This is a genomic window from Oryzomonas sagensis, from assembly GCF_008802355.1.
In the GTDB taxonomy this organism is placed as follows: Bacteria; Desulfobacterota; Desulfuromonadia; order Geobacterales; family Pseudopelobacteraceae; genus Oryzomonas; species Oryzomonas sagensis.
The window spans coordinates 1-19,543 of record NZ_VZRA01000011.1 but is presented as its reverse complement, the minus strand read 5'-3'; the positions used below and the strand labels follow the sequence as shown (position 1 = coordinate 19,543).

The following is a 19,543-nucleotide window of genomic DNA, read 5'->3' as shown; positions in this document are numbered from 1 at the left end:
ATCCCGCCCTTTGTAGCACATGTTCGCCGGAAAATTAATCCTTGTTTTCCGCGTAATCGGCGTAATCGTCGGCTGACATGAACCCCTTCAGCTCGTCGTGGTCGTTGATCGTGACCTCCAACAGCCAGCCGCCGTCATAGGGGTCGTCGTTCAACAGGGCCGGGTTGTCGATGACCTCGTGATTGACGTTGCGCACCGTTCCGCTGAAGGGGGCATAGATATCGGCAACGGTCTTGCGCGCCTCGACGGACCCGACGGAATCGTCCTGTTCCAGTTCATCGCCCTCTTCCGGCAGCTCGACGCCCGAGATCGGGCCCAACTCTTCCTGGGCGAAATCGGTGATGCCGATGACGGCCGAATTGCCCTCGACTCTGACCCAGATATGTTCCTTTGAATATTTCAGTTCCTCAGGGCAGTCCATAGCGTCACTCCAAGACAATCCTTTCAAGGAAGGAGGTATCGATGTCTCCCTCGATGAAATCCTTGTTTGACATAATCCGTTTGTGGAAGGATACGGTGGTCTTGATCCCTTCGATGATGTACTCGTCGAGAGCCCTCGACATGCGCCGGATGGCGTCTTCGCGCGTTTCGGCGTGGACGATGAGTTTGGCGATCATGGAGTCGTAGTACGGCACGACGGAGTATTGGTCATACACGAAGGAATCCACCCGCACCCCCAAACCTCCCGGCGGATGGTAGGCAGTGATCTTTCCGGGGCAGGGGGTGAATTTGATCGGGTCTTCGGCGTTGATGCGGCACTCGATGGCGTGGCCGTTGATCTTGATATCCTCCTGCTTGTAGCGGAGCGGCACGCCTGCGGCGGAGAGGATCTGCTCCCGGACGATATCGACGCCGGTCACCATCTCGGTCACCGGGTGCTCGACCTGCACACGGGTGTTCATCTCCATGAAATAGAAATTGTTTTGCTTATCGACCAGGAACTCCACCGTCCCGACGCTGTTGTAGCCCACGGCGGCGGCGGCATTGACCGCGGCGGTTCCCATGGCGTCGCGCATCGCGGGAGTGAGCACCGTGGAGGGAGCTTCCTCGATCAGTTTTTGATGACGGCGCTGAATGGAGCAATCCCGTTCTCCCAAGTGAATGACGTGGCCGTGTTTGTCGGCCAGGATCTGAATCTCCACGTGGCGGGGCCGCTCGCAGTACTTCTCGATGTACACTTCGGGATTGCCGAAACCGGCCTGGGCCTCGGCGCGGGCCGTGGCGAAGGCATTGGACAGGGCTGCCTGGGAATGGACGATCTTCATCCCCCTCCCCCCGCCGCCGGCAGTTGCCTTGATGATCACCGGAAAGCCGATCTTTTTGGCGATCTTGATTGCGTCGTCGACCGTCTTGACCCCTTCTTTCGTACCGGGCAGGATCGGCACGCCATGCTTGATAACCGCCTGGCGGGCACTGATCTTATCGCCCATGATACGCATGCTTTCGGGGCTGGGGCCGATGAACGTGATGCCGCACTTTTCGCATACCTCGGCAAAATTGGCATTCTCGGAGAGAAATCCGTAACCGGGATGGATCGCTTCGGCATCGGTCAGCTCAGCAGCGCTGATGATGGCGTTGATATTGAGGTAACTCTGCGCGCTGGGCGCCGGGCCGATACAGACGCTTTCGTCGGCCAGCTTCACGTGGAGCGAGTTGCTGTCGGCCTGGGAATAGACCGCAACGGTCTTGATACCCAACTCTTTGCAGGCCCGGATCACGCGGATGGCGATCTCGCCACGATTGGCGATGAGAACTTTATGGAACATGGAGGTTAACCCCTTGGACTGAAGTAAGATTTAGAGCTTTTCAACAACGAACAGCGCATCGCCGAACTCTACCGGCTGGGCGTTTTCTTTACAGATTTTGACGATCTTGCAGCGATATTCGGCCTCGATCTCATTCATCAGCTTCATGGCTTCGACGATGCACAAGATCTGCCCCTTTTCAACGACCTGCCCGACCTCTGCGTAGGGAGCGGCATCCGGTGCAGGCGCCCGGTAGAAGGTCCCCACGATGGGTGAATTGACGGTTTCTCCGGCTTCAGCGGGCGTCTCGGCGGCAGAGACAGGGGCAGCAGGAGCGGCAACGGCAGCGGGAGCCTGCTGCGGGGTTGCATACGCCTGGGGAGCGGGAGCAGCGACGGCGACATATTCAGTCTTGGGACCACGACGGATGACGACCTTTTCATCGGAGTTGTCCATTTCAAACTCGGTAATATCCGTCTCGGTAACCATCTTTATCAGTACTTTCAGGTCTTTAATGTCCATCACGCTTCTCCTTTGAATACAGTTTCATGGTGGCGGGAACGCTACGTCCCCGGTAAATGGTACTACAAAATGAACAGATCCTTGGGCACCCCGGTCAGCACCCGGCAACCATCGGCGGTGACCGCAACCGTGTCCTCGATCCTGACGCCGCCGAAACCGGGGATATAGATGCCGGGTTCAATGGTGAAGACCATCCCCTCGGCTGCAACTGCGTCGCTGCGGGGGGAAAGCACCGGTTTTTCGTGAATTTCCAGGCCGACGCCATGCCCCAGCCCGTGCCCGAAGTAGTCGCCGTAGCCGCACTCCCGTATGTACTCCCGGGCCACGGCATCCAATTCCCTGCAGGAGATTCCGGGTTTGACCGCGGCGATGGCCATGTCGTGGGCGGTTCTGACGGTTTCGTGGATAGTCCGGCATCGTTCGCCCGGGTCGCCTATCGCCACGGTGACCGTCTCGTCGGAGTAGTAGCCGCCCTTGACGGCGCCGAAGTCGATCGTTACCAGTTCGCCGTCCTGGAGCGCCTTTCCGGAGGCGACACCATGGGGCATGGAGCCGCGCACGCCCGAGGCGACGATGAAGTCGAACGCCCTGCCGTCCGCTCCGCGCCGACGCATCTCCATTTCCAATTCCAGGGCAATCTCCACCTCTTTGACACCCGGCTTCAGGAGAGGCCTGATCGCCAAAAGGGCGGCAGATGAGAGGGCTGCCACCTCGGAAAGCCGTTGCAGTTCATCGGCATCCTTGCAGAAGCGAATATCATCAAGGTCAACGCCGAGAGCCACCAGTTCGTGGCCGTCCAGAGCGGCAGAAAGCGATTTGAAGAACGCTACGCTGGTGTAGGCCGCCTCGAAGCCTATTCGAGAAAACCCCTGGTCCTTCACCAGGGTGCCGAGAGTTTCCAGCTTGGAGGCAAACTCCAGGATTTCCGCATCCCCGACCTCACCGGATGCCTGGGTGGTGTACCGCGAATCGCAGAGAAACCAGCCCGCATCCCGTGTCAGCAGCAAAGCGCCTTCCGTCCCCGTGAAACCGCACAGGTAGCGGATGTTGTGCAGATTTGTGAACAGAATGCAGTCCAGCGAATAATCTTCGAAGAACCTGGCCAGATGTGAGCGCCTGTTTTTTAGCATAAATGAAACCACCATCACAAACAGTTTTTCAATATCCGGCACCAGTTGTGTCGACAGGGGAACGATGCGAAGAGCCGAGCGGACTAGGATTTTTTACCATAACTAAACAGAGCGCGCAAGCCAAGCAGATAACTGTCGCGGCCGAAACCGCAAATCTGGCCCACCGCCAGCGCGGCGGTCAGACTCCGCTGGCGGAACTCTTCACGGCGGTGGATGTTGGAAAGATGGACTTCGACAAAAGGAATCCCCACCGCCGCCAGCGCATCCCGGATGGCGACGCTGGTGTGGGTATAGGCCGCCGGGTTGATGACAATACCGTCATACCGTCCCGCGCAAGCCTGAATGGCGTCGATCAGGGCACCCTCCGAGTTTGACTGCAGAAAGGCCACGGAGCACCCCAGTTCGGCGGCCAGTTGTTCAAGGGAGGTGTTTATCTCGTCCAGGGTCACGGAACCATAGACTTCCGGTTCCCGGCGGCCGAGCAGATTGAGGTTGGGACCATGCAGGACAAGGAATTTCATGACTAAGCCAGTTCCCGTGCCAGGTCGTAGCCTTTGAGACGCAGCAGGTAGCGTCCCTTGCCGAAATTGCCGTCCCTGGTCATGATCAGGACCGTAAACAGGTCCTCGTTCAGGACACGAAGCGCCACCCGCGTCTGGTTGGTGGTTATGGAAACCTCTTCCATGGCGCCGGCCTTGACGAGTTCGGCGGCACGTTTTATTTCCTTGAGAACCGTCGCATACTCCACCGACAGGGATTGAAGATCGAAGCCGGACAGGGGAACCGCGATCTCGTCAATGGCGATGCCGTCATAGGCCATGATCATCGCAGCCAAAGCGCCTTCGACATTGTCAACGATATCTTTCAGGGTATCCCTTATCGACATGCTTTGATCCTCCTGATATTTTCAAGCCACCCCTCAAGAGTCTCAAGGGCATTGTCAGCCTCTCCCCGTGGCTGAAGGCCCGTATCGGCAACCGCTGACGCCGCGGGAGGCGGTTCGAAGCGCACCTCGCCGGAATCGACGCATTCTGCCGGCTCGCCATCGTCAGGGACTGCCGGGGCGGCATCGTCCCATGGCTCGGCCTGACTCGCCCCGGCGGCCGAAAGTTCGGCAACGCGTGCCAGTGCGACACGATTCGCAGGGTCGTCGGCAAGGATAGTCTGATAGATGGCGAGCGCCCTGGATATAAACCCCTGCTGCACGTAAAGCTCGGCAAGGGTCGTCGTGGAAAGTGGATCGTGGTGGGCGGCCGCGGCCTGTTCCGACTCCTCTTCGCCGTCTGCGGGCATCTCTTCAACCAGGTCGCTCTCGTCCAACTCCAGGACTTCCAGATCCTCGATGATTTCCTCTTCATCGTCAAATGAGGTGAATTCACTGTCCTGATATTCCGGTTGGGCAACCGGCGCAACAACGGCAGGCGAAGCTCCGCGGGCAGCGTGACCGATGGCCTCCAACTCGATACGGCATTCCTCATCGTCAGGATTCAGGTCCAGCACGGTATTCAGCACCCTGATGGCGGCGAGTTCGTTTCCCGATCCGGCGTAGAGCCGTCCCAACAGTTTCAGGGAATCCCTGTCTTCGGGCATCGCGGCAACAACCTGTTCCAATGCCGACCGGCACTCGTCCGTCAACCCTTTGGCATGGCAGGCCAAGGCCAGAGCCCGCTGGCCGGCTATATGCCCCGGATGTTGCGCCACGCCTTTTCGGGCGACATGGAGCGCATCGTCCGTCAAGCCGACCTTGAGATAGATCTCCGCCAGTCGGGCAAAGCAGAAAGAATCCGGGTTTGCCGCAAGACGTTCCTCGTATGCCTTGATCTCCGTCCAGAATGACCCGCCGCCCTGCTGCATGATCACACCCCCAGCCCGCTTAACGCAAGTAATTCTTCCGGTGAAAGTTGGGCAACGGTATAGTTGCCGATCCCCTGATTGCAGATAAAATTGATGGTCCCCGCCCGGCTTTTCTTATCCTTGAGCAGGGCATCCAGCAGCCGCGTACGCTCGACCGCAGGCGGCGCAACGGATAGCCCGAGGCTGCCGAGCAGCGCCGCTATCCTGGCCGCGTCATCATCCCCGCATTCCCCCCGCCGGACGCATATGCGCGCCGCCAGCACCATGCCGATCGCCACCGCCTCGCCATGCACCAGGCTACGGTAGCCGGCCAGGGTCTCCAGGGCGTGCCCCAGCGTATGACCGTAATTGAGCGCTTCGCGCGGGCCGGCCTCTTTTTCATCCAGCTCAACCACCCGGGCCTTCAGTTCGCAGCAGCGCTGGATAATCCGCATCAGACACTCGCGCTCCCTTGCCTGCAGCGCATCCACGTTCTGCTCCAGATACTCGAAAAAGGGCCCGTCAATGGCGGCACCATACTTGACAACCTCGGCAAGGCCGGCGCGGTATTCCCGTTGCGGCAGCGTTGCCAGGGTGTCCACGTCGATCAGCACCAGCCGCGGCTGGTAAAAGGCGCCGATCAGGTTCTTTCCCTGGGGGTGGTCAATGGCCGTTTTGCCGCCGACACTGCTGTCCACCTGGGCCAAGAGCGTTGTCGGCACCTGAACGAACGGTATGCCGCGCATGAACGTCGCCGCGGCAAAACCGGCCAGATCGCCCACCACGCCGCCGCCGAGGGCGACGATGAACGACCTCCGGTCCATTCCGGCCGCGATCAGGGCATCATAGACACTGCCCAGCGTAGCCGCATTCTTGAACTCCTCGCCATCGGGCATTTCAATCAGCGTGACCGGATAACCGGCATCGGCCAATGAACGGCGGACCGTATCGCCATACAGGGCATTCACCGTCGGGTTGGTGACGACCGCCGCCCGGCCGGCCAGCCCCAGAGAGGCGCAACTCCGGCCGAGCGCCGGCAATGAGCCGCTTCCGATCCGGATGTCGTAACTGCTTTCTCCCAGGTTGACGGTCACTACGCTCACGCTGCCAAGCCCCTTAAATACCCTAGAATCACTGCCGCCACATCTTCCACGGATTTCCCATCCGTGTCAATTCTAATATCGGCGTCGCCATAAAATTGTTCCCGCTGCTCCATGAGCAGCTTTGCACGCTTTGCGGGGTCGTCGCCGGCATACAGAGGCCGGTCCCGGGCGCCGGAAAGGCGCTCCATGATCAGCTCGAACGGAGCGGTCAGGTTGACCACCACCCCGGATGCCCGCATCAGGGCACGGTTCGCATCGGCGATAACCGCGCCGCCGCCGGTTGCGATCACCGCCCCCCCCCGGCGCAGGGCATGCTCAAGGCACGTGCTCTCCAGGGCGCGGAAGGCAGCCTCCCCGTCTTTGGCAAAGATTTCGTTGATGGAGCGGCCCGCCATGGCGACGACCTCAGCATCCAGATCAATGAAGGGGCACGCCAGCTTGGCGGCCAGCAGGCGCCCGACACAGCTTTTGCCGGCCCCCATAAAGCCGGTGAGGATCAGCGGCCGGTCAAGCATTGCGTACCTGAGTCCGGTACCCCTCATAGTTGCGCCGAATCTCAGCGACCGAATCGCCGCCGAATTTTTCCAGGAAGGCATTGGCGATTTCTATGGCCACGACCGCCTCGGCCACCACCAGGGCCGCCGGCACGGCGCAGGTGTCGGAGCGTTCCACTGCCGCCTCATACGGTTCATGGGTCTGCATGTCGACGGAGCGGAGCGGTTTATAGAGGGTGGGAATCGGCTTCATGGCCGCCCTGAGCACGATGACCTCGCCGTTGGACATCCCCCCCTCGATGCCGCCGGCACGGTTGGTCTGGCGATAATAGGCGGTTGCCGCCCCCTGCCCGAGACGCCCCTCATCCCGGAACAGTTCGTCATGCACGCGGGAGCCCGGGCGGCGGGCGGCATCGAAGCCGATGCCCACCTCCACCCCCTTGATGGCCTGAACACTCATCAAAGCCATCGCCAGGCGGGCATCCAGCTTGCGGTCCCACTGGACATGACTGCCGAGTCCCGGGGGGACGCCGACGACCTGCACCTCCACAACCCCTCCCAGGGTATCGCCGTCGGCCTTGCTGAAATCGATCAGGCGCTTCATCTCCAATTCCGCCTCGGGGTCGCAACAGGAGAGCTCCGACTGCGCGGCGACGCTCCATAATTCCTCAAACGGCCGTTCGGGCTGGCGTGCCGCGATCCCTCCGACCTCGGTCACGAATCCGCCGACCGTAACGCCGAACTCGCGCAGCAGCGCCTTCGCCACGGCGCCCACGGCGACGCGCACGGCCGTTTCACGGGCGCTGGAGCGTTCCAGGATGTTGCGCACATCATCGTGCCCATACTTCAGCGCCCCGGTCAGGTCGGCATGTCCGGGCCGGGGGCGGGTCACCGCGCCACCTTCCTGGCGATGATGCGCCGCCAGCGGCGACATCTTCTCCTGCCAGTTTTCCCAGTCGCGGTTGCGTACCACCAGCGTCACCGGGGAGCCCAGGGTTTCGCCCCAGCGCACCCCCGACAGAATAGCAACCGTATCCGTCTCGATCTTCATCCGGTCGCCGCGGCCGTAGCCTTGCTGGCGCCGCGCCAAGTCCCGGTCGATGCCGTCGGCGGCAAGCCGGGTGCCGGCCGGAAGGCCTTCGATAATCGCCGTCAATTGCGGCCCATGGGATTCCCCCGCAGTCAGGTAGCGGAACACACTCACAAAAAGCCTCCCGTGAATCTCTCGAAATGGTTCCTAAATTAGCATTTAACCCCGGCAGACGGCAAGGCAAAACCGTTATCTTCCCTGGCAGTAGCGTTCGTATCTCCCTGGGGGCCGAAAGAGAGCTTCCCCAACAAATCCTGAGGATACCAGTGAATGTCGATTCCGCGATGCGGGGCGTCTGGGGCGCAAACAGAGGGTGTCGTGGTTGAGGACGGTTTCAAAAGCGTGGCGCGACTCACGCAATGGGAAACGGCATATGACCGATATGGCAAGAGGGGACATTTAAAGAATGCGTGCCGATAATGTGGCGGCTGAAAAATGGGCGCCAGAAAAGCTCCTCCGTGATCCGAATGGCCGGAACGGCGCCCTCCCCCTACCGCATTGCGCGCAGCAGTCACTATTCGCTTACCCCCATGTCACCCTTTCGACCCCCATCAAAAAAATTATGCTTCTTCAACAAATCATACAGCGTCGGCCGGCTGATCTCCAATTCCTCGGCCGCTTTCAGGATGTTCCCCTGTTGGCGCTCAATCGCCGCCGAGATGACCTCCCGCTCGGCCTTGTCCCGGGCATCCCTGAGAGACATGACATCCCGCGGCTCTTCGGGCTGGTCGGGCTGGACCGGCAGATTGCTGCCGCAACCGAGATCAGCCGGCTCGATGGATGTGAAATCGCTCATAATGACGGCCCGCTGGATACGGTTTCTCAGTTCACGCACATTTCCGGGCCATTCATAGCTCTTGAGGAAGTTTATGGCGGCCGCGCCAAAACGGCGTACCCTCTTTTTGTGTTCGTCATTGAACAGTCTCAGATAATAATGAGCAAGCAGGAGGATGTCGTCCCCCCGTTCCCGAAGCGGCGGCAAGGCAATCGTGATGACGCCTATCCGGTAGTACAGATCTTCCCTGAACTTGCCTTCGTTGATGGCTTTGGCGATATCCACATTGGTGGCGCAAATCGTTCGAGCATCCACCCGGATATCCTCCCTGCCGCCAACCCGCTGAATGGTCCCTTCCTGAAGAAAGCGAAGCAGCTTGACCTGGAGGTTGACCGGAAGTTCGCCAATTTCATCCAGAAATAGCGTTCCTTTATGGGCATATTGGAGCTTCCCCTGGACCGTGGCATGGGCACCGGTGAACGCTCCCTTCTCATGCCCGAAGAGCTCTGACTCCAGGAGGTTTTCCGGAATCGCCCCGCAGTTGATTGGGATGAACGGGCCATTCTTGCGGAGACTCGCTTCCTGAATTGCGCGCGCAACCAACTCCTTTCCCGTACCGCTTCCCCCGGTTATCAAGACAGGCACATCGGACGACGCGACCTTTCTAATCGTGGCGTACACCATCTGCATCTCAGCGCATTGGCCGATTATTCCGCCGGCAACCGTTGTTTTTTGCTCAAGAGAACGCTGCAGGGCGCGGTTCTGTTCTTCGATGTTGGCCAGGTGAAAGGCGCGCCCGATAATTACTTTGAGTTCACTGAGGACCGGCGGTTTGGGGTAAAAATCATAGGCCCCCATCTGGATGGCTTGCAAAGCGTTCTCCCGTTCGCTATTGCCGGTAAGCATGATTATTTTGGCGTTCGGATTGTGGTCGAGCATCTCGGCCAGACAGCGAAACCCCTCGACAGAGGAATCCTCGTGCGGGGGAAGTCCCAGGTCGAGGATCACGACATTCGGCTGGTGCTTTTTGAAGGCGGCAAGGCCTTGAGAAGCGTCACCGGCCAGCAGTATTTCGTACTCCTCGCCTAATCCCCACTTAAGCTGCTGGCGGATATCCGGATTATCATCGACGATCAGGATGTTTTCCATTAAGTTATTCCTCGTTACACGGAATCAACACAAGTCCCCGGCCTCATTTCTGTACCCGCAGGAAACCACACCGTAAAAACCGAGCCGCTGCCTTCCAGGCTGCTGACCTCGATCCTCCCACCATGGTTCTCAACTATTTTGCGACATTGATACAGGCCAATGCCGAGCCCCTGTTTCTTGGTTGTCGTAAAAGGTTTGAACAATTTTGTGCGCATATAATGATCCGACATCCCGCACCCCTGATCGGCAATCCGAATAAAGGCCGCTCCCCCATTGTTGCCGATCTCGGCACGTATCGGCTGTTCCGGATTCGACGCTTCCACAGCATTAATAAGCAGATTCATGACGACCTTCTGAACCTCTTCGCCATCCGCAGTAACCATTTCGGTGGTTCCCGACACCGTGATTTTTTCGCCCGCCACCATGCGGGCGGTCCTGTCTACCAACTCCCTAAGATCGACAGTCTGCAGGTTCAACAGGCTCTTGTCTCCCAGGTTTTTCAACCTGCCGATCAAAATCCGCATTTTTTCTGCCGTATTGTTCAATGATGTCAGCATATCCTTCTGAAAATCAGGGTTTTGCATGTACTTGGTCGCATTGTCGACGATAAGCGAAAGGGTTGCCACAAGGTTTTTCAGATCATGCACAACGAATGTGGCGACATTGCCGATGGCCTCCATCTCGCGCGCCTGCGCGATCTCGTCAGAAAGCCGCTGATGCAGTATGGCTTGGGAAGCCTGACGGGCAATGGTTTTCATCAAATCGTAGTCTTCGTAAATATATTCTTCATTTTCTTTGATTACCCGCCCCAAGGTGATGAACCCGATGAGCCGCTCACCGTCGAAGAGCGGTATGATAAAGGAAATGCAATTCCTCTCTAAAAAAGAATGCGTTCCACCGTCACCGTCCAGATTGCCATCCTTCACATTGATGACCCAGCCGGATTTTTTCATGAACCCAACAAGTGAGTTATCCGGGCTGATAATCCCGGGAATAGGCTCCATTTCATAATATGCCGTTGCGCAGTATCCTGCCTGTTCTTCTTCGTAGAGAAACAGGGCGCCCCCGCCGATCCCGAAGATGTCGCAGTAGGCTGCAAGTATCCGCTGAAGGAGCTCTTCGCCCGATCTGGAGGTGGAAAGCTGTTCGGTAAAGCGGAGCCACTGGGTCCTGTAGTCATATTTGTTCTGGTAAAAATTTTTGTGCAGTACGACTTTGACCTCCCGCTTGACCCTCTCGGAGAGCAGCAGGATCAGGAGGGCTATCCCGGCCAGAAATGCGAGGGTGATGGACATCGTGCGCGGGAAGGCGCCCCCCCAATATTTCATCCCCTCACCCAAAATGCCGAGCGCGAGCAGATAGCCCCCCACGGCACACAGGACAACGGATTTGAAAGCGACCTGCCGGGAAACCTGGATGCGGACATTGCCACGACGGCACACGAGCGAATAGGCCATCAGCGCCGCAGCGACCAAATACATGAAGGAGCGCAGCGGCAGGTAATTCATATTCAGTGATCGGTAGAGCAAAGCCTGACTGAAATAGAATATCTGCACAGCCAGTATGGTGCCAAGCCCAATGAGTTCAAACTTGACCCTCCAGAGGGCATTGGGAGAGGCATTGGTGAGCGTTGTTTCAAAATTGACAAGCGCAACCACCAAGCAGGTCATCACCCCGATATAAAAGAAAAAACCGGCATTACCGAGAAAGAGAAGTCGCTCGCCCGGGAAATCCGGGGCATAAAAAAAAGCATTCAGGGGGTACATTTGGAATAGTGCTGAGAGCAGGAATACCGCAACGATGGCCACCTTGGCCATGGGATCGGTCTTCCGGGGACCGGGCTGACGGGCAAACGTGAGACTGCAGAGGATCCAGAACAGGGGCAGGAGGGATTCAGCCATTAACGCACACTTTTTCCAGAAAAAGGCATCTGCCGGTACGGCAAGTGACAGCATGTCGAACAGTTCCAGCAGGGCGGTGGCGGTCAGGGCGGCAAAGATAAACAGGCCGGCGCGGGAGCGGTCACTATAAAGAGCATACCCTCCGCCGGCCAGCAATGTAATGATTGCCGCTATGGAAATGATTGCATCACTCATATGAAGCATGTCTGTCCCATATCCAGGTCACCGGAATCACGGGGAGCGGGCAGCAACCGTGTGCCGCCCTCCCCCCGACAATCATGCTACAGTCTCCAGACTCGAATTCCTGCCGCGGCCATTGTCCGGTGATCATACATTCCCTTTACATCGATGAGCACCGGGTTCTCGCCCATGAGCCGGCACAAGTCCCCTGCCGACCATTGCCGGTACTGTGTGTGGGCCACTGCCGCCACAACTGCGACGGCCGGTTTGAGATCTTCCGGGGCTGTCAACGGGAGGGCGTACTCATGGGCCGCTTCACCGGCATCGGCAAGCGGATCGCAGACCTGGATGCTGATCCCGTAATCCTGTAGTTCTCTGATGATGTCGATCACCTTGGAGTTGCGCAGGTCCGGGCAATCCTCTTTGAAGGTGAGCCCTAAAACCGTCACCACGCTCCCCAAAACACTGTGACCGGCGCGGATAATCTCTTTCACCGCCCGTTGGGCGATGAATTTTCCCATGCCATCGTTGATCCTGCGTCCAGACAGGATCACCTGGGGAATATAACCGATCTTTTCCGCCATGTGGGTCAGGTAGTAGGGATCGACGCCGATACAGTGCCCGCCAACCAGTCCCGGCCTGAACTTCAAAAAGTTCCACTTGGTTCCCGCCGCCTCCAGGACATCGTTGGTGTCTATCCCCATGCGGTCGAAGATGAGCGCCAGTTCGTTCATCAGAGCTATGTTGAGATCGCGCTGGGTGTTTTCGATGACCTTGGCCGCTTCCGCGACCTTGATGGAGGTGGCCCGGTGCACCCCCGCCGTCACAACCGCCCCGTACACCTTTGCGACAGTCTCAAGCGTAGCGGCATCCTGCCCTGAGACGATCTTCTTTATCTTCGTGAACGTGTGTTCCTTGTCTCCCGGATTGATGCGCTCGGGGCTGTAGCCCACAGTGAAATCAACCCCGCAGCGGAGTCCGGAAGCCCGCTCCAGAACCGGCACGCACTCGTCCTCGGTCACGCCGGGATACACCGTCGATTCATAAACAACGATGTCGCCGCGCTTCAGCGCCTTTCCAACCGTTTCCGAAGCCTTGTAAAGCAGTGTGATATCCGGTTGGTTGGCGTCATCCACGGGCGTCGGCACGGCAACAATATGAAAATCTGCCGTGGCGAGATCCCCAATGGCATCGGTAAAGAGAATATCTGCCGTCTGCAGATCGTTGCGCGGAATTTCGCCGGTCCGGTCATGGCCCTCCCGGAGTTCCTGAATGCGGGCCGGATTGATGTCGAAACCAACGGTCTTCCGTACCTTGCCGAAGGCCACCGCCACCGGCAGTCCAACGTAACCGAGGCCCACAACGGAAATGGTGCGATCGCGTGTCATTTTTTTCAACATCCTTTTATGAAAAGTAGAACGGCTCTTTGGGGGCAAACCATAACCGAAGCCCGCCACCGAAAAGGCATCGGCATATGTCCCCCACACGTCACGAAAGAGCGCGCTGCCGGTCGGCATATTGAAATCATCTGAAATAATAACAGGGCGAGACATCATGTCAACAGCCCGCAGCACCTCACGGGATGCTCGACTCTACTGGCTTGTGGGCTTTCCCCTGACCGAGGCGAGAGCCCATGAGTGGGCCAATTCATGCCTAATGACACAATTTTTCAAGACACGATGGAAATCGAGGGATCACAGTAGTTGACGCGATCGAATCGGCAGATCAATTTAAATCCCCCCCGGATCGAAATTTTGCCGGTATAATACAGAACTTCCCGTTTTTTTCAACAGATAGGATGAACAGAACAGTTGCCAAACGATGGAAAAATGATACTATTAAAATGCATTATTTTTAGATTCGCTTAATTAATCGCTTTATCTGATGAGCTCGTTCCTTTTTAAGTCAGGACAGAGAGGATGGAAACCTGAGGATATCCCAACACGAACGGCAAAAGCCGATAGCCCCCATGTGATTTACAGACTGATCTCCGAGGCCATAAGCGAGGTCCCCCAATGATCTGGCAAGCAAATCAACGACTGAAACCGGACAACAACATAATCAAGAATATCCCTTTCTTCTCAGGGCTTTCCGCGGCAGAGATCAGCCTGATTGAAAGCCTCATTGTCAAGAAACACTATGCGAAAAACCAGATAGTGCTTTTTGAAGAAGATACAGCAAACTATATGTATTTTGTTTATTCCGGCAAGGTGCGGGTCGTCAAGATCAATGAAGAGGGCAAAGAGCAGATCATCAGCATCCACAAGAAGAATGACTTTTTCGGCGAAATGGCCCTCCTTGACGGCAAGACATCTCCAGCCACCGTTATTGCCTACGAAGATGCGGAGATCGGGCTTCTTTCCAAATCAGACTTTGAGCGGTTCGTTCTCAATAACGACGCGACCCGCCACAGGATAATAGGTCTGCTGTGCGACCGGCTCCGCGATTCCTGGGCGATGATCAAGATATTGAGTTTCGACAATGCCGAACACCGGGTGCTGGCCGTGCTTGAAAGATTGCAGGATTTGTACGGGGTTATGGACGACCGGGGGACCATCATCAATGCAAAACTGACGCACCAGCAGATTGCCAGTTATGCGTCAGTTGCACGGGAGACGGTAACGAGGATTTTGAATAAGCTGGAAAAAGATTCGATCATTCAAACTTTAGAGAACAAATCAATATTATTGACAAAAACCTTCCGCATCAAGACAATGACAGCAAATTAGCATCCAAATTATTATATATTGAGACATTTAGCTTTTTTCGCGATCAAACATCCTATTACTGAACCGTTTCTGAAACGGTTGTTGCCCCAGTAATGGGCAATGAGACGCCCGATCCGTTTTTTATCTCTGTAACAGTTGAAGTAATCTGGGTAGCGTCAAATCCCGGAACAGCTTGGAACTGAACGCTCATAATATTGCCATCATTTATAGCATTGGAACTGACAACACCTAATGTCAATGTTTTATTTGCGCTGTCATAATGTGCGTCAGCGATACCTGAAGAAGTTAACGCAGTAATATAAGATGATTTTACGGGACCATTTGAATCAATATAGCCAGCAAAGTCGTAACCTGATGCTTTAGTAAAATCTAACACTACTTTAATAGAATAGGCATTTGCTGGAATTCCGCTGATACTTGTTGTTAAAGTTGACTGTTGAGTAATCGTGACTGAAGCAATCAGACTGTTTGATATATTACCGGACGCATCCTTTGCCCAGGCGTAGGCGGTCTTGCTGCCGGCGGTAGTGAAAGTGAACGAGGGCGGGGCGGTGCTGCTCCAGCCGGAAGCGCTGGCAACAGGTGGAGTTGCACTCTCGGTGATCATGTACCCGACTACTCCGACATTATCGGTTGCCGTAAAACTTAAGACCGATACGGTCAGAGAGGCAGCTGAAGAAGGCATCGAAAAAGCGGTGACCGCAGGAGCTGTCGTATCGCTTGTCCCGCCGTTTCCCCCGCCGCTTCCCCCACCGCCACACCCCGAAATAACCATAATCGGAATTGTCATCAAAACAGACATTATTTTAAATACCCGCATAACGAATCTCCTTCATTCCCACAAAATTGAAGGTGACCCAATTCAAAGTCACCTTCAGAAACCTGTTATAAATTTTTACAAGAAACTTCAGTTTTTACAAGACGGTTTTCCCAACTATCTTTGACATGATGACGACGACGTCACCGGTGTCAATCTTACCATCAGGAACTGACTGGCCGTTGATCACGGGAGCAACGTCCAGGCTCGATATTTGGGTAGAGGTCGGTGTGACATTTCCCACGGCTATTTTAAGTGCCAATAAAGCGTCACTGACGGTAAAGTTTTTTGTCGTGGTCGGCAGAGTAATCGTAACGCCGGCGTTCTTGGCGGCCGAGACGTTACCCGCGGCGTCCTTGGCCCAGGCGTAGGCGGTCTTGCTGCCGGTAGCCGAGAAGGTAAACGAGGTCGGAACCGTACTGCTCCACCCGGTTGCGCTGGCCGACGGCGCGGTCGAGCTTTCCGTTACCAGATAGCCGGTCACCGCCACGTTATCGCTGGCCGTAAAGGAGGAGATGGCGACCGTCAACGCGGTGGCCGTCGTGGGGATACTGAAGGATGAAACCGTCGGGGCGGTCGTATCCGCTAGGGTGATGGTCACACCGGCGCTCTTGGCGGCCGAGACGTTGCCCGCCGCGTCCTTGGCCCAGGCGTAGGCGGTCTTGCTGCCGGCGGCCGAGAAGGTGAACGAGGTCGGAGCCGTGCTGCTCCACCCGCCGGCGCTGGCCGATGGCGCGGTCGAGCCTTCCGTTACCAGATAGCCGGTCACGCCAACGTTGTCGCTGGCCGTAAAGGAGGAGATCGCTACCGTCAACGAGGCGGCCGTCGCCGGGATACTGAAGGATGAAACCGTCGGGGCGGTCGTATCGGCAACCACGTTATTGACCGTTACGGAAACGTTCGCTGATTGCCCGACGTTGCCGCTGGCATCATAAGCCTTGGCGGAAAGGGTATAGCTGCCGTTGGCAATGGAGGCGGTATTCCAACTGTAGCTGTACGGGGCGGTATTGGCGGCATACAGCAGAGCGCCATTCTCATAAAATTCAACCCTGCTCACTCCCACATTATCACTGGCAGTGGCAGCGATGGTTACTGTCCCGCTCACCACGGAACCAGCGGCCGGTGACGTCACCGCTACCGTCGGGGCCGTCGTGTCGCTGCCCGCAACCGTTACCGGGACAACGCCGGATTGCCCCACGTTGCCGGCGGCATCATAGGCCTTGGCCTGCAGCGTGTAGCTGCCGGAGGCGAGCCCCGCGGTATTCCAAGAATACACGTAGGGGGTCGCGGTGTCCGTGGCCTTAAGAACACCGTTCACGTAGAACTCCACCTTCGTTACCCCCACGTTGTCGCTGGCGCCGGCATTGACCGAAACCGTGCCGCTTACCGTCGTACTTGCGGCCGGAGAGCTGATGGACACGGTCGGGGGGGTCAATTCCGGGACCGTGGCGATATTCGAGTAGGAGCTTTCGACACCGGAGGCGTTATAGGCGACCACGGCAAAGTAGTAGGCATGGGCCGGGTCCAGTCCTGTGATGGTGGCGGTGGTCAGGCTCTGGACATCGAGAGGGGCCGCGCCCTGGGTGGCACCGGTCCCCTGAAAGGGCTGGGTGGCGGAATCCGCCTGGTAATAGACCTTGTAGCCGGTCACGCTCGGATCCGTATCGGCATCCCACTGGAGAACTATACTGGAGGCAAAACAGGTAGCATGGGCCGCGACAAGGAAAACCATCGTGAGCATATTGACCAAAAACAATCGGGACTCACCAATCCAGTTATTTCCTGTGTTCTTCCATGTAGCAGTTCTCATTTTGCGTTCTCCAGTTTTTGCCAATAAAAAAGCCGGGACCGATATACCTTCTGGTATTTCGGCGACCCGGCTGTCTCAATGAGACCCTGTAGGCTTTCCGTCCCATCCTCGCGGATGGTTTAGTATTATCGTGTACCCTTCTTTATGTAGTTCCTTTATCGCAGAACGTCACCAATAAATATGTGACTATGGTCACAAAAACAAGGCGTTTACTCCGTGGGCACAGAACATTTCCCGTGCCCACCTATCCCCTTTTAAACCATTTCTATTTCGTCACGGTTATAGACTGTGAGCCAGAATTATTGGCTGCGTCATAAGCCTTGACCTGAATCACATGGGATCCTCTGGAATACGAGGAGTTATTCCAGGTCCAACTTATGGTGCTGCTGCTCGATGTCGCTTTCAGCACGCTGTCTATGTAAAGCTGCATCTTGGTAACCGCTACGTTATCTGAAGCGGAAGCCTTTATTGTTACCTTTGATCCTACCTTTGCCCCGCTGGCGGGTGAGCTGATGGTTACCGTCGGCGGCGTGGTATCGGGCAGCGTGATGGCGACGCTGCTGCTCTTGGCGGCCGAGACGTTGCCCGCGGCATCCATGGCCCAAGCGTAGGCGGTCGTGCTGCCCGCGGCCGAGAAGGTGAACGAAGTGGGTGCGCCGGCACTCCAGCCGGTGGCTGAGGCTGCAGGTGCAGTGGCGCTTTCGGTCACCAGGTACCCGGTCACGCCCACGTTGTCGCTGGCCGTGAAACTGGAGATCGCTACCGTCAACGAGGTGGCCGTCGCCGGCATCGTGAAGGTGCCGACCGTCGGCGCCGTGGTATCGGGTAGAGTGATGACGACGCTGCTGCTCTTGGCGGCCGAGACGTTGCCTGCGGCATCCTTGGCCCAAGCGTAGGCGGTCCTGCTGCCCGCGGCCGAGAAGGTGAACGAGGTGGGGGCGCCGGCACTCCAGCCGGTGGCTGAGGCCGCAGGCGCGGTGGCGCTTTCGGTCACCAGGTATCCGGTCACGCCCACGTTGTCGCTGGCCGTGAAGGAGGAGATCGCTACCGTCTGGGAGGTGGCCGTCGCCGGCATCGTGAAGGTGCCGACCGTCGGCGCCGTGGTATCGGACGCCAGAGTATAGGTTACGACAAGCTGTGGCCTTTGGGTGGCGTCAACCGCTTCGCTGGAAGCAAATGTCCGGCTACTGTCCGAGGTGGCCAGGCTTGATGAATTCAGCAGCAGCCCCATATTGTTGCCCGGATTGGCAACCCAGTCTTTGACAATGCTTGTCACATTCCAGCTCTTGTAACCATTCGTTTGATCGATAAGAGGGGCATCAGCCGCAGGGGCGATATCGGACTGCGCCAAGGGGACACCGCCGTACGGCACACTGCTGGCTGTCCAGGGGTTCGTACCGTCATAGGTGTATCCGGTGCTTTTGGCGATGACCGGTTGTTTATTGATTATCTCTGATACCGGTATTTGGTACGACGCATCTCCGCTGCTGCTAATCAAATTAAGATTGAGTGTGGCGCTCTGAATCTGGGCATTGGCCGGCAAGGCGGAGACATCCCACTTCATCAGGATGGCATTGGCCGGGGTATTTGCCGGCCAGGTGTAGGTATTCAGCGCCACGTTCGAGGCGTTGACATCGGTGTTGATATTGAGAAACGTGTCCTCGACCGTATTGGGGTAATTGGAACCGTTTGCATTACCGAAAACAGCGGTAAGGGTGCCGGTAGACGACGTTGCCGTATTGTTCACCGTAACAAGTATGTTGGCGGACTGGCCGACGTTACCGGCGGCGTCGTAGGCCTTGGCAGAGAGAGTGTAGGAGCCGTTGGCGACGGAGGCGGTGTTCCAACTGAAACCGTAAGGTGCCGTACTGCTGCTGGATTGCAGTATATTGTTGGCGTAGAACTCCACCTTGCTTACGCCTACGTTGTCAGAGGCGTTGGCGGTGACCGATACCGTACCGCCAACGGTACTTCCTGCGGCAGGCGCTGTTATTGAAACGGTCGGGGCGGTCGTATCCGGCAAGGTGATGGTCACGCCGGCGCTCTTGGCGGCCGAGACGTTGCCCGCCGCGTCCTTGGCCCAGGCGTAGGCGGTCTTGCTGCCGGCGGCCGAGAAGGTGAACGAGGTCGGAGCAGTGCTGCTCCACCCGCCGGCGCTGGCCGATGGCGCGGTCGAGCCTTCCGTTACCAGATAGCCGGTCACGCCAACGTTGTCGCTGGCCGTAAAGGAGGAGATCGCTACCGTCAACGAGGCGGCCGTCGCCG

The 19,543-nt window shown here is 57.3% G+C and carries 17 protein-coding genes and 1 riboswitch; of the genes, 1 reads left to right on the top strand and 16 read right to left on the bottom strand.

Going from position 1 to position 19,543, the window contains the following annotated elements:
* Positions 1-34 precede the first annotated feature (34 nt).
* The 13 genes from gcvH to F6V30_RS16720 form a co-directional block, all read right to left on the bottom strand.
* Positions 35-421, bottom strand: a complete 387-nt coding sequence (gene gcvH, locus F6V30_RS16780) for a glycine cleavage system protein GcvH (RefSeq protein WP_151158374.1) — start codon at positions 419-421, stop codon at positions 35-37.
* A gap of 4 nt (positions 422-425) precedes the next feature.
* On the bottom strand, positions 426-1,766 hold the full coding sequence (gene accC / locus F6V30_RS16775) for an acetyl-CoA carboxylase biotin carboxylase subunit (protein WP_151158373.1): 1,341 nt from the start codon (positions 1,764-1,766) through the stop codon (positions 426-428).
* Between the two features lie 30 nt (positions 1,767-1,796).
* Positions 1,797-2,267 carry an acetyl-CoA carboxylase biotin carboxyl carrier protein gene (gene accB, locus F6V30_RS16770; protein WP_151158371.1) on the bottom strand — a complete coding sequence of 157 codons (471 nt, stop codon included), beginning with the start codon at positions 2,265-2,267 and terminating at the stop codon, positions 1,797-1,799.
* Positions 2,268-2,329: 62 nt separating this feature from the next.
* Positions 2,330-3,397 (bottom strand): M24 family metallopeptidase, encoded by a 1,068-nt coding sequence (locus F6V30_RS16765; RefSeq protein ID WP_151158369.1) that lies wholly within the window; start codon positions 3,395-3,397, stop codon positions 2,330-2,332.
* An 83-nt stretch (positions 3,398-3,480) separates the two neighbouring features.
* Entirely contained in the window at positions 3,481-3,918 is a 438-nt protein-coding gene (aroQ, locus tag F6V30_RS16760; protein ID WP_151158366.1) for a type II 3-dehydroquinate dehydratase, read from the bottom strand.
* Positions 3,919-3,920: 2 nt separating this feature from the next.
* Positions 3,921-4,283, bottom strand: coding sequence for a roadblock/LC7 domain-containing protein (locus F6V30_RS16755; protein WP_151158364.1), 363 nt, complete (start codon positions 4,281-4,283; stop codon positions 3,921-3,923).
* Positions 4,274-5,251, bottom strand: coding sequence for a tetratricopeptide repeat protein (locus F6V30_RS16750; protein WP_151158362.1), 978 nt, complete (start codon positions 5,249-5,251; stop codon positions 4,274-4,276). Before F6V30_RS16750 ends, F6V30_RS16755 begins: the two co-directional genes overlap by 10 nt.
* A gap of 2 nt (positions 5,252-5,253) precedes the next feature.
* A complete protein-coding gene (gene aroB / locus F6V30_RS16745; RefSeq protein WP_151158360.1) occupies positions 5,254-6,333 on the bottom strand; it encodes a 3-dehydroquinate synthase in 1,080 nt (359 codons plus the stop codon).
* Positions 6,330-6,848 (bottom strand): shikimate kinase, encoded by a 519-nt coding sequence (locus tag F6V30_RS16740; RefSeq protein ID WP_246163601.1) that lies wholly within the window; start codon positions 6,846-6,848, stop codon positions 6,330-6,332. Before F6V30_RS16740 ends, aroB begins: the two co-directional genes overlap by 4 nt.
* Entirely contained in the window at positions 6,841-8,025 is a 1,185-nt protein-coding gene (gene aroC / locus F6V30_RS16735) for a chorismate synthase (RefSeq protein WP_151158402.1), read from the bottom strand. Before aroC ends, F6V30_RS16740 begins: the two co-directional genes overlap by 8 nt.
* Before the next feature lie 406 nt (positions 8,026-8,431).
* A complete protein-coding gene (gene prsR, locus F6V30_RS16730) occupies positions 8,432-9,841 on the bottom strand; it encodes a PEP-CTERM-box response regulator transcription factor (RefSeq protein ID WP_151158356.1) in 1,410 nt (469 codons plus the stop codon).
* A 14-nt stretch (positions 9,842-9,855) separates the two neighbouring features.
* On the bottom strand, positions 9,856-11,937 hold the full coding sequence (gene prsK / locus F6V30_RS16725; RefSeq protein WP_191965759.1) for an XrtA/PEP-CTERM system histidine kinase PrsK: 2,082 nt from the start codon (positions 11,935-11,937) through the stop codon (positions 9,856-9,858).
* Between the two features lie 86 nt (positions 11,938-12,023).
* Positions 12,024-13,310: a nucleotide sugar dehydrogenase gene (locus F6V30_RS16720; protein ID WP_151158352.1), complete on the bottom strand. Its 1,287-nt coding sequence runs from the start codon at positions 13,308-13,310 to the stop codon at positions 12,024-12,026.
* Positions 13,311-13,937: 627 nt separating this feature from the next.
* Here F6V30_RS16720 and F6V30_RS16715 point away from each other — a divergent pair.
* Entirely contained in the window at positions 13,938-14,651 is a 714-nt protein-coding gene (locus F6V30_RS16715; protein WP_151158350.1) for a Crp/Fnr family transcriptional regulator, read from the top strand.
* A 55-nt stretch (positions 14,652-14,706) separates the two neighbouring features.
* Here F6V30_RS16715 and F6V30_RS16710 read toward each other — a convergent pair whose 3' ends face one another.
* The 3 genes from F6V30_RS16710 to F6V30_RS16700 form a co-directional block, all read right to left on the bottom strand.
* Positions 14,707-15,471 (bottom strand): hypothetical protein, encoded by a 765-nt coding sequence (locus F6V30_RS16710; protein WP_151158348.1) that lies wholly within the window; start codon positions 15,469-15,471, stop codon positions 14,707-14,709.
* A gap of 94 nt (positions 15,472-15,565) precedes the next feature.
* On the bottom strand, positions 15,566-17,200 hold the full coding sequence (locus F6V30_RS16705) for an Ig-like domain-containing protein (RefSeq protein WP_246163599.1): 1,635 nt from the start codon (positions 17,198-17,200) through the stop codon (positions 15,566-15,568).
* A 135-nt stretch (positions 17,201-17,335) separates the two neighbouring features.
* Positions 17,336-17,412: riboswitch (cyclic di-GMP riboswitch) on the bottom strand.
* A gap of 131 nt (positions 17,413-17,543) precedes the next feature.
* A partial coding sequence (locus F6V30_RS16700) for an Ig-like domain-containing protein (protein WP_191965758.1) occupies positions 17,544-19,543 on the bottom strand: 2,000 nt, incomplete at its 5' end.

Bases quoted from the DNA above. Each gene is read 5' to 3' on its own strand.
- F6V30_RS16755 (WP_151158364.1), bottom strand. From the start codon at position 4,283: ATGTCGATAAGGGATACCCTGAAAGATATCGTTGACAATGTCGAAGGC.
- F6V30_RS16720 (WP_151158352.1), bottom strand. From the start codon at position 13,310: ATGACACGCGATCGCACCATTTCCGTTGTGGGCCTCGGTTACGTTGGA.
- prsR (WP_151158356.1), bottom strand. From the start codon at position 9,841: ATGGAAAACATCCTGATCGTCGATGATAATCCGGATATCCGCCAGCAG.
- F6V30_RS16705 (WP_246163599.1), bottom strand. From the start codon at position 17,200: ATGGTTTTCCTTGTCGCGGCCCATGCTACCTGTTTTGCCTCCAGTATA.
- aroQ (WP_151158366.1), bottom strand. From the start codon at position 3,918: ATGAAATTCCTTGTCCTGCATGGTCCCAACCTCAATCTGCTCGGCCGC.
- F6V30_RS16740 (WP_246163601.1), bottom strand. From the start codon at position 6,848: ATGCTTGACCGGCCGCTGATCCTCACCGGCTTTATGGGGGCCGGCAAA.
- F6V30_RS16710 (WP_151158348.1), bottom strand. From the start codon at position 15,471: ATGCGGGTATTTAAAATAATGTCTGTTTTGATGACAATTCCGATTATG.
- accB (WP_151158371.1), bottom strand. From the start codon at position 2,267: ATGGACATTAAAGACCTGAAAGTACTGATAAAGATGGTTACCGAGACG.
- prsK (WP_191965759.1), bottom strand. From the start codon at position 11,937: ATGAGTGATGCAATCATTTCCATAGCGGCAATCATTACATTGCTGGCC.
- accC (WP_151158373.1), bottom strand. From the start codon at position 1,766: ATGTTCCATAAAGTTCTCATCGCCAATCGTGGCGAGATCGCCATCCGC.
- F6V30_RS16750 (WP_151158362.1), bottom strand. From the start codon at position 5,251: ATGCAGCAGGGCGGCGGGTCATTCTGGACGGAGATCAAGGCATACGAG.
- gcvH (WP_151158374.1), bottom strand. From the start codon at position 421: ATGGACTGCCCTGAGGAACTGAAATATTCAAAGGAACATATCTGGGTC.
- F6V30_RS16765 (WP_151158369.1), bottom strand. From the start codon at position 3,397: ATGCTAAAAAACAGGCGCTCACATCTGGCCAGGTTCTTCGAAGATTAT.
- F6V30_RS16715 (WP_151158350.1), top strand. From the start codon at position 13,938: ATGATCTGGCAAGCAAATCAACGACTGAAACCGGACAACAACATAATC.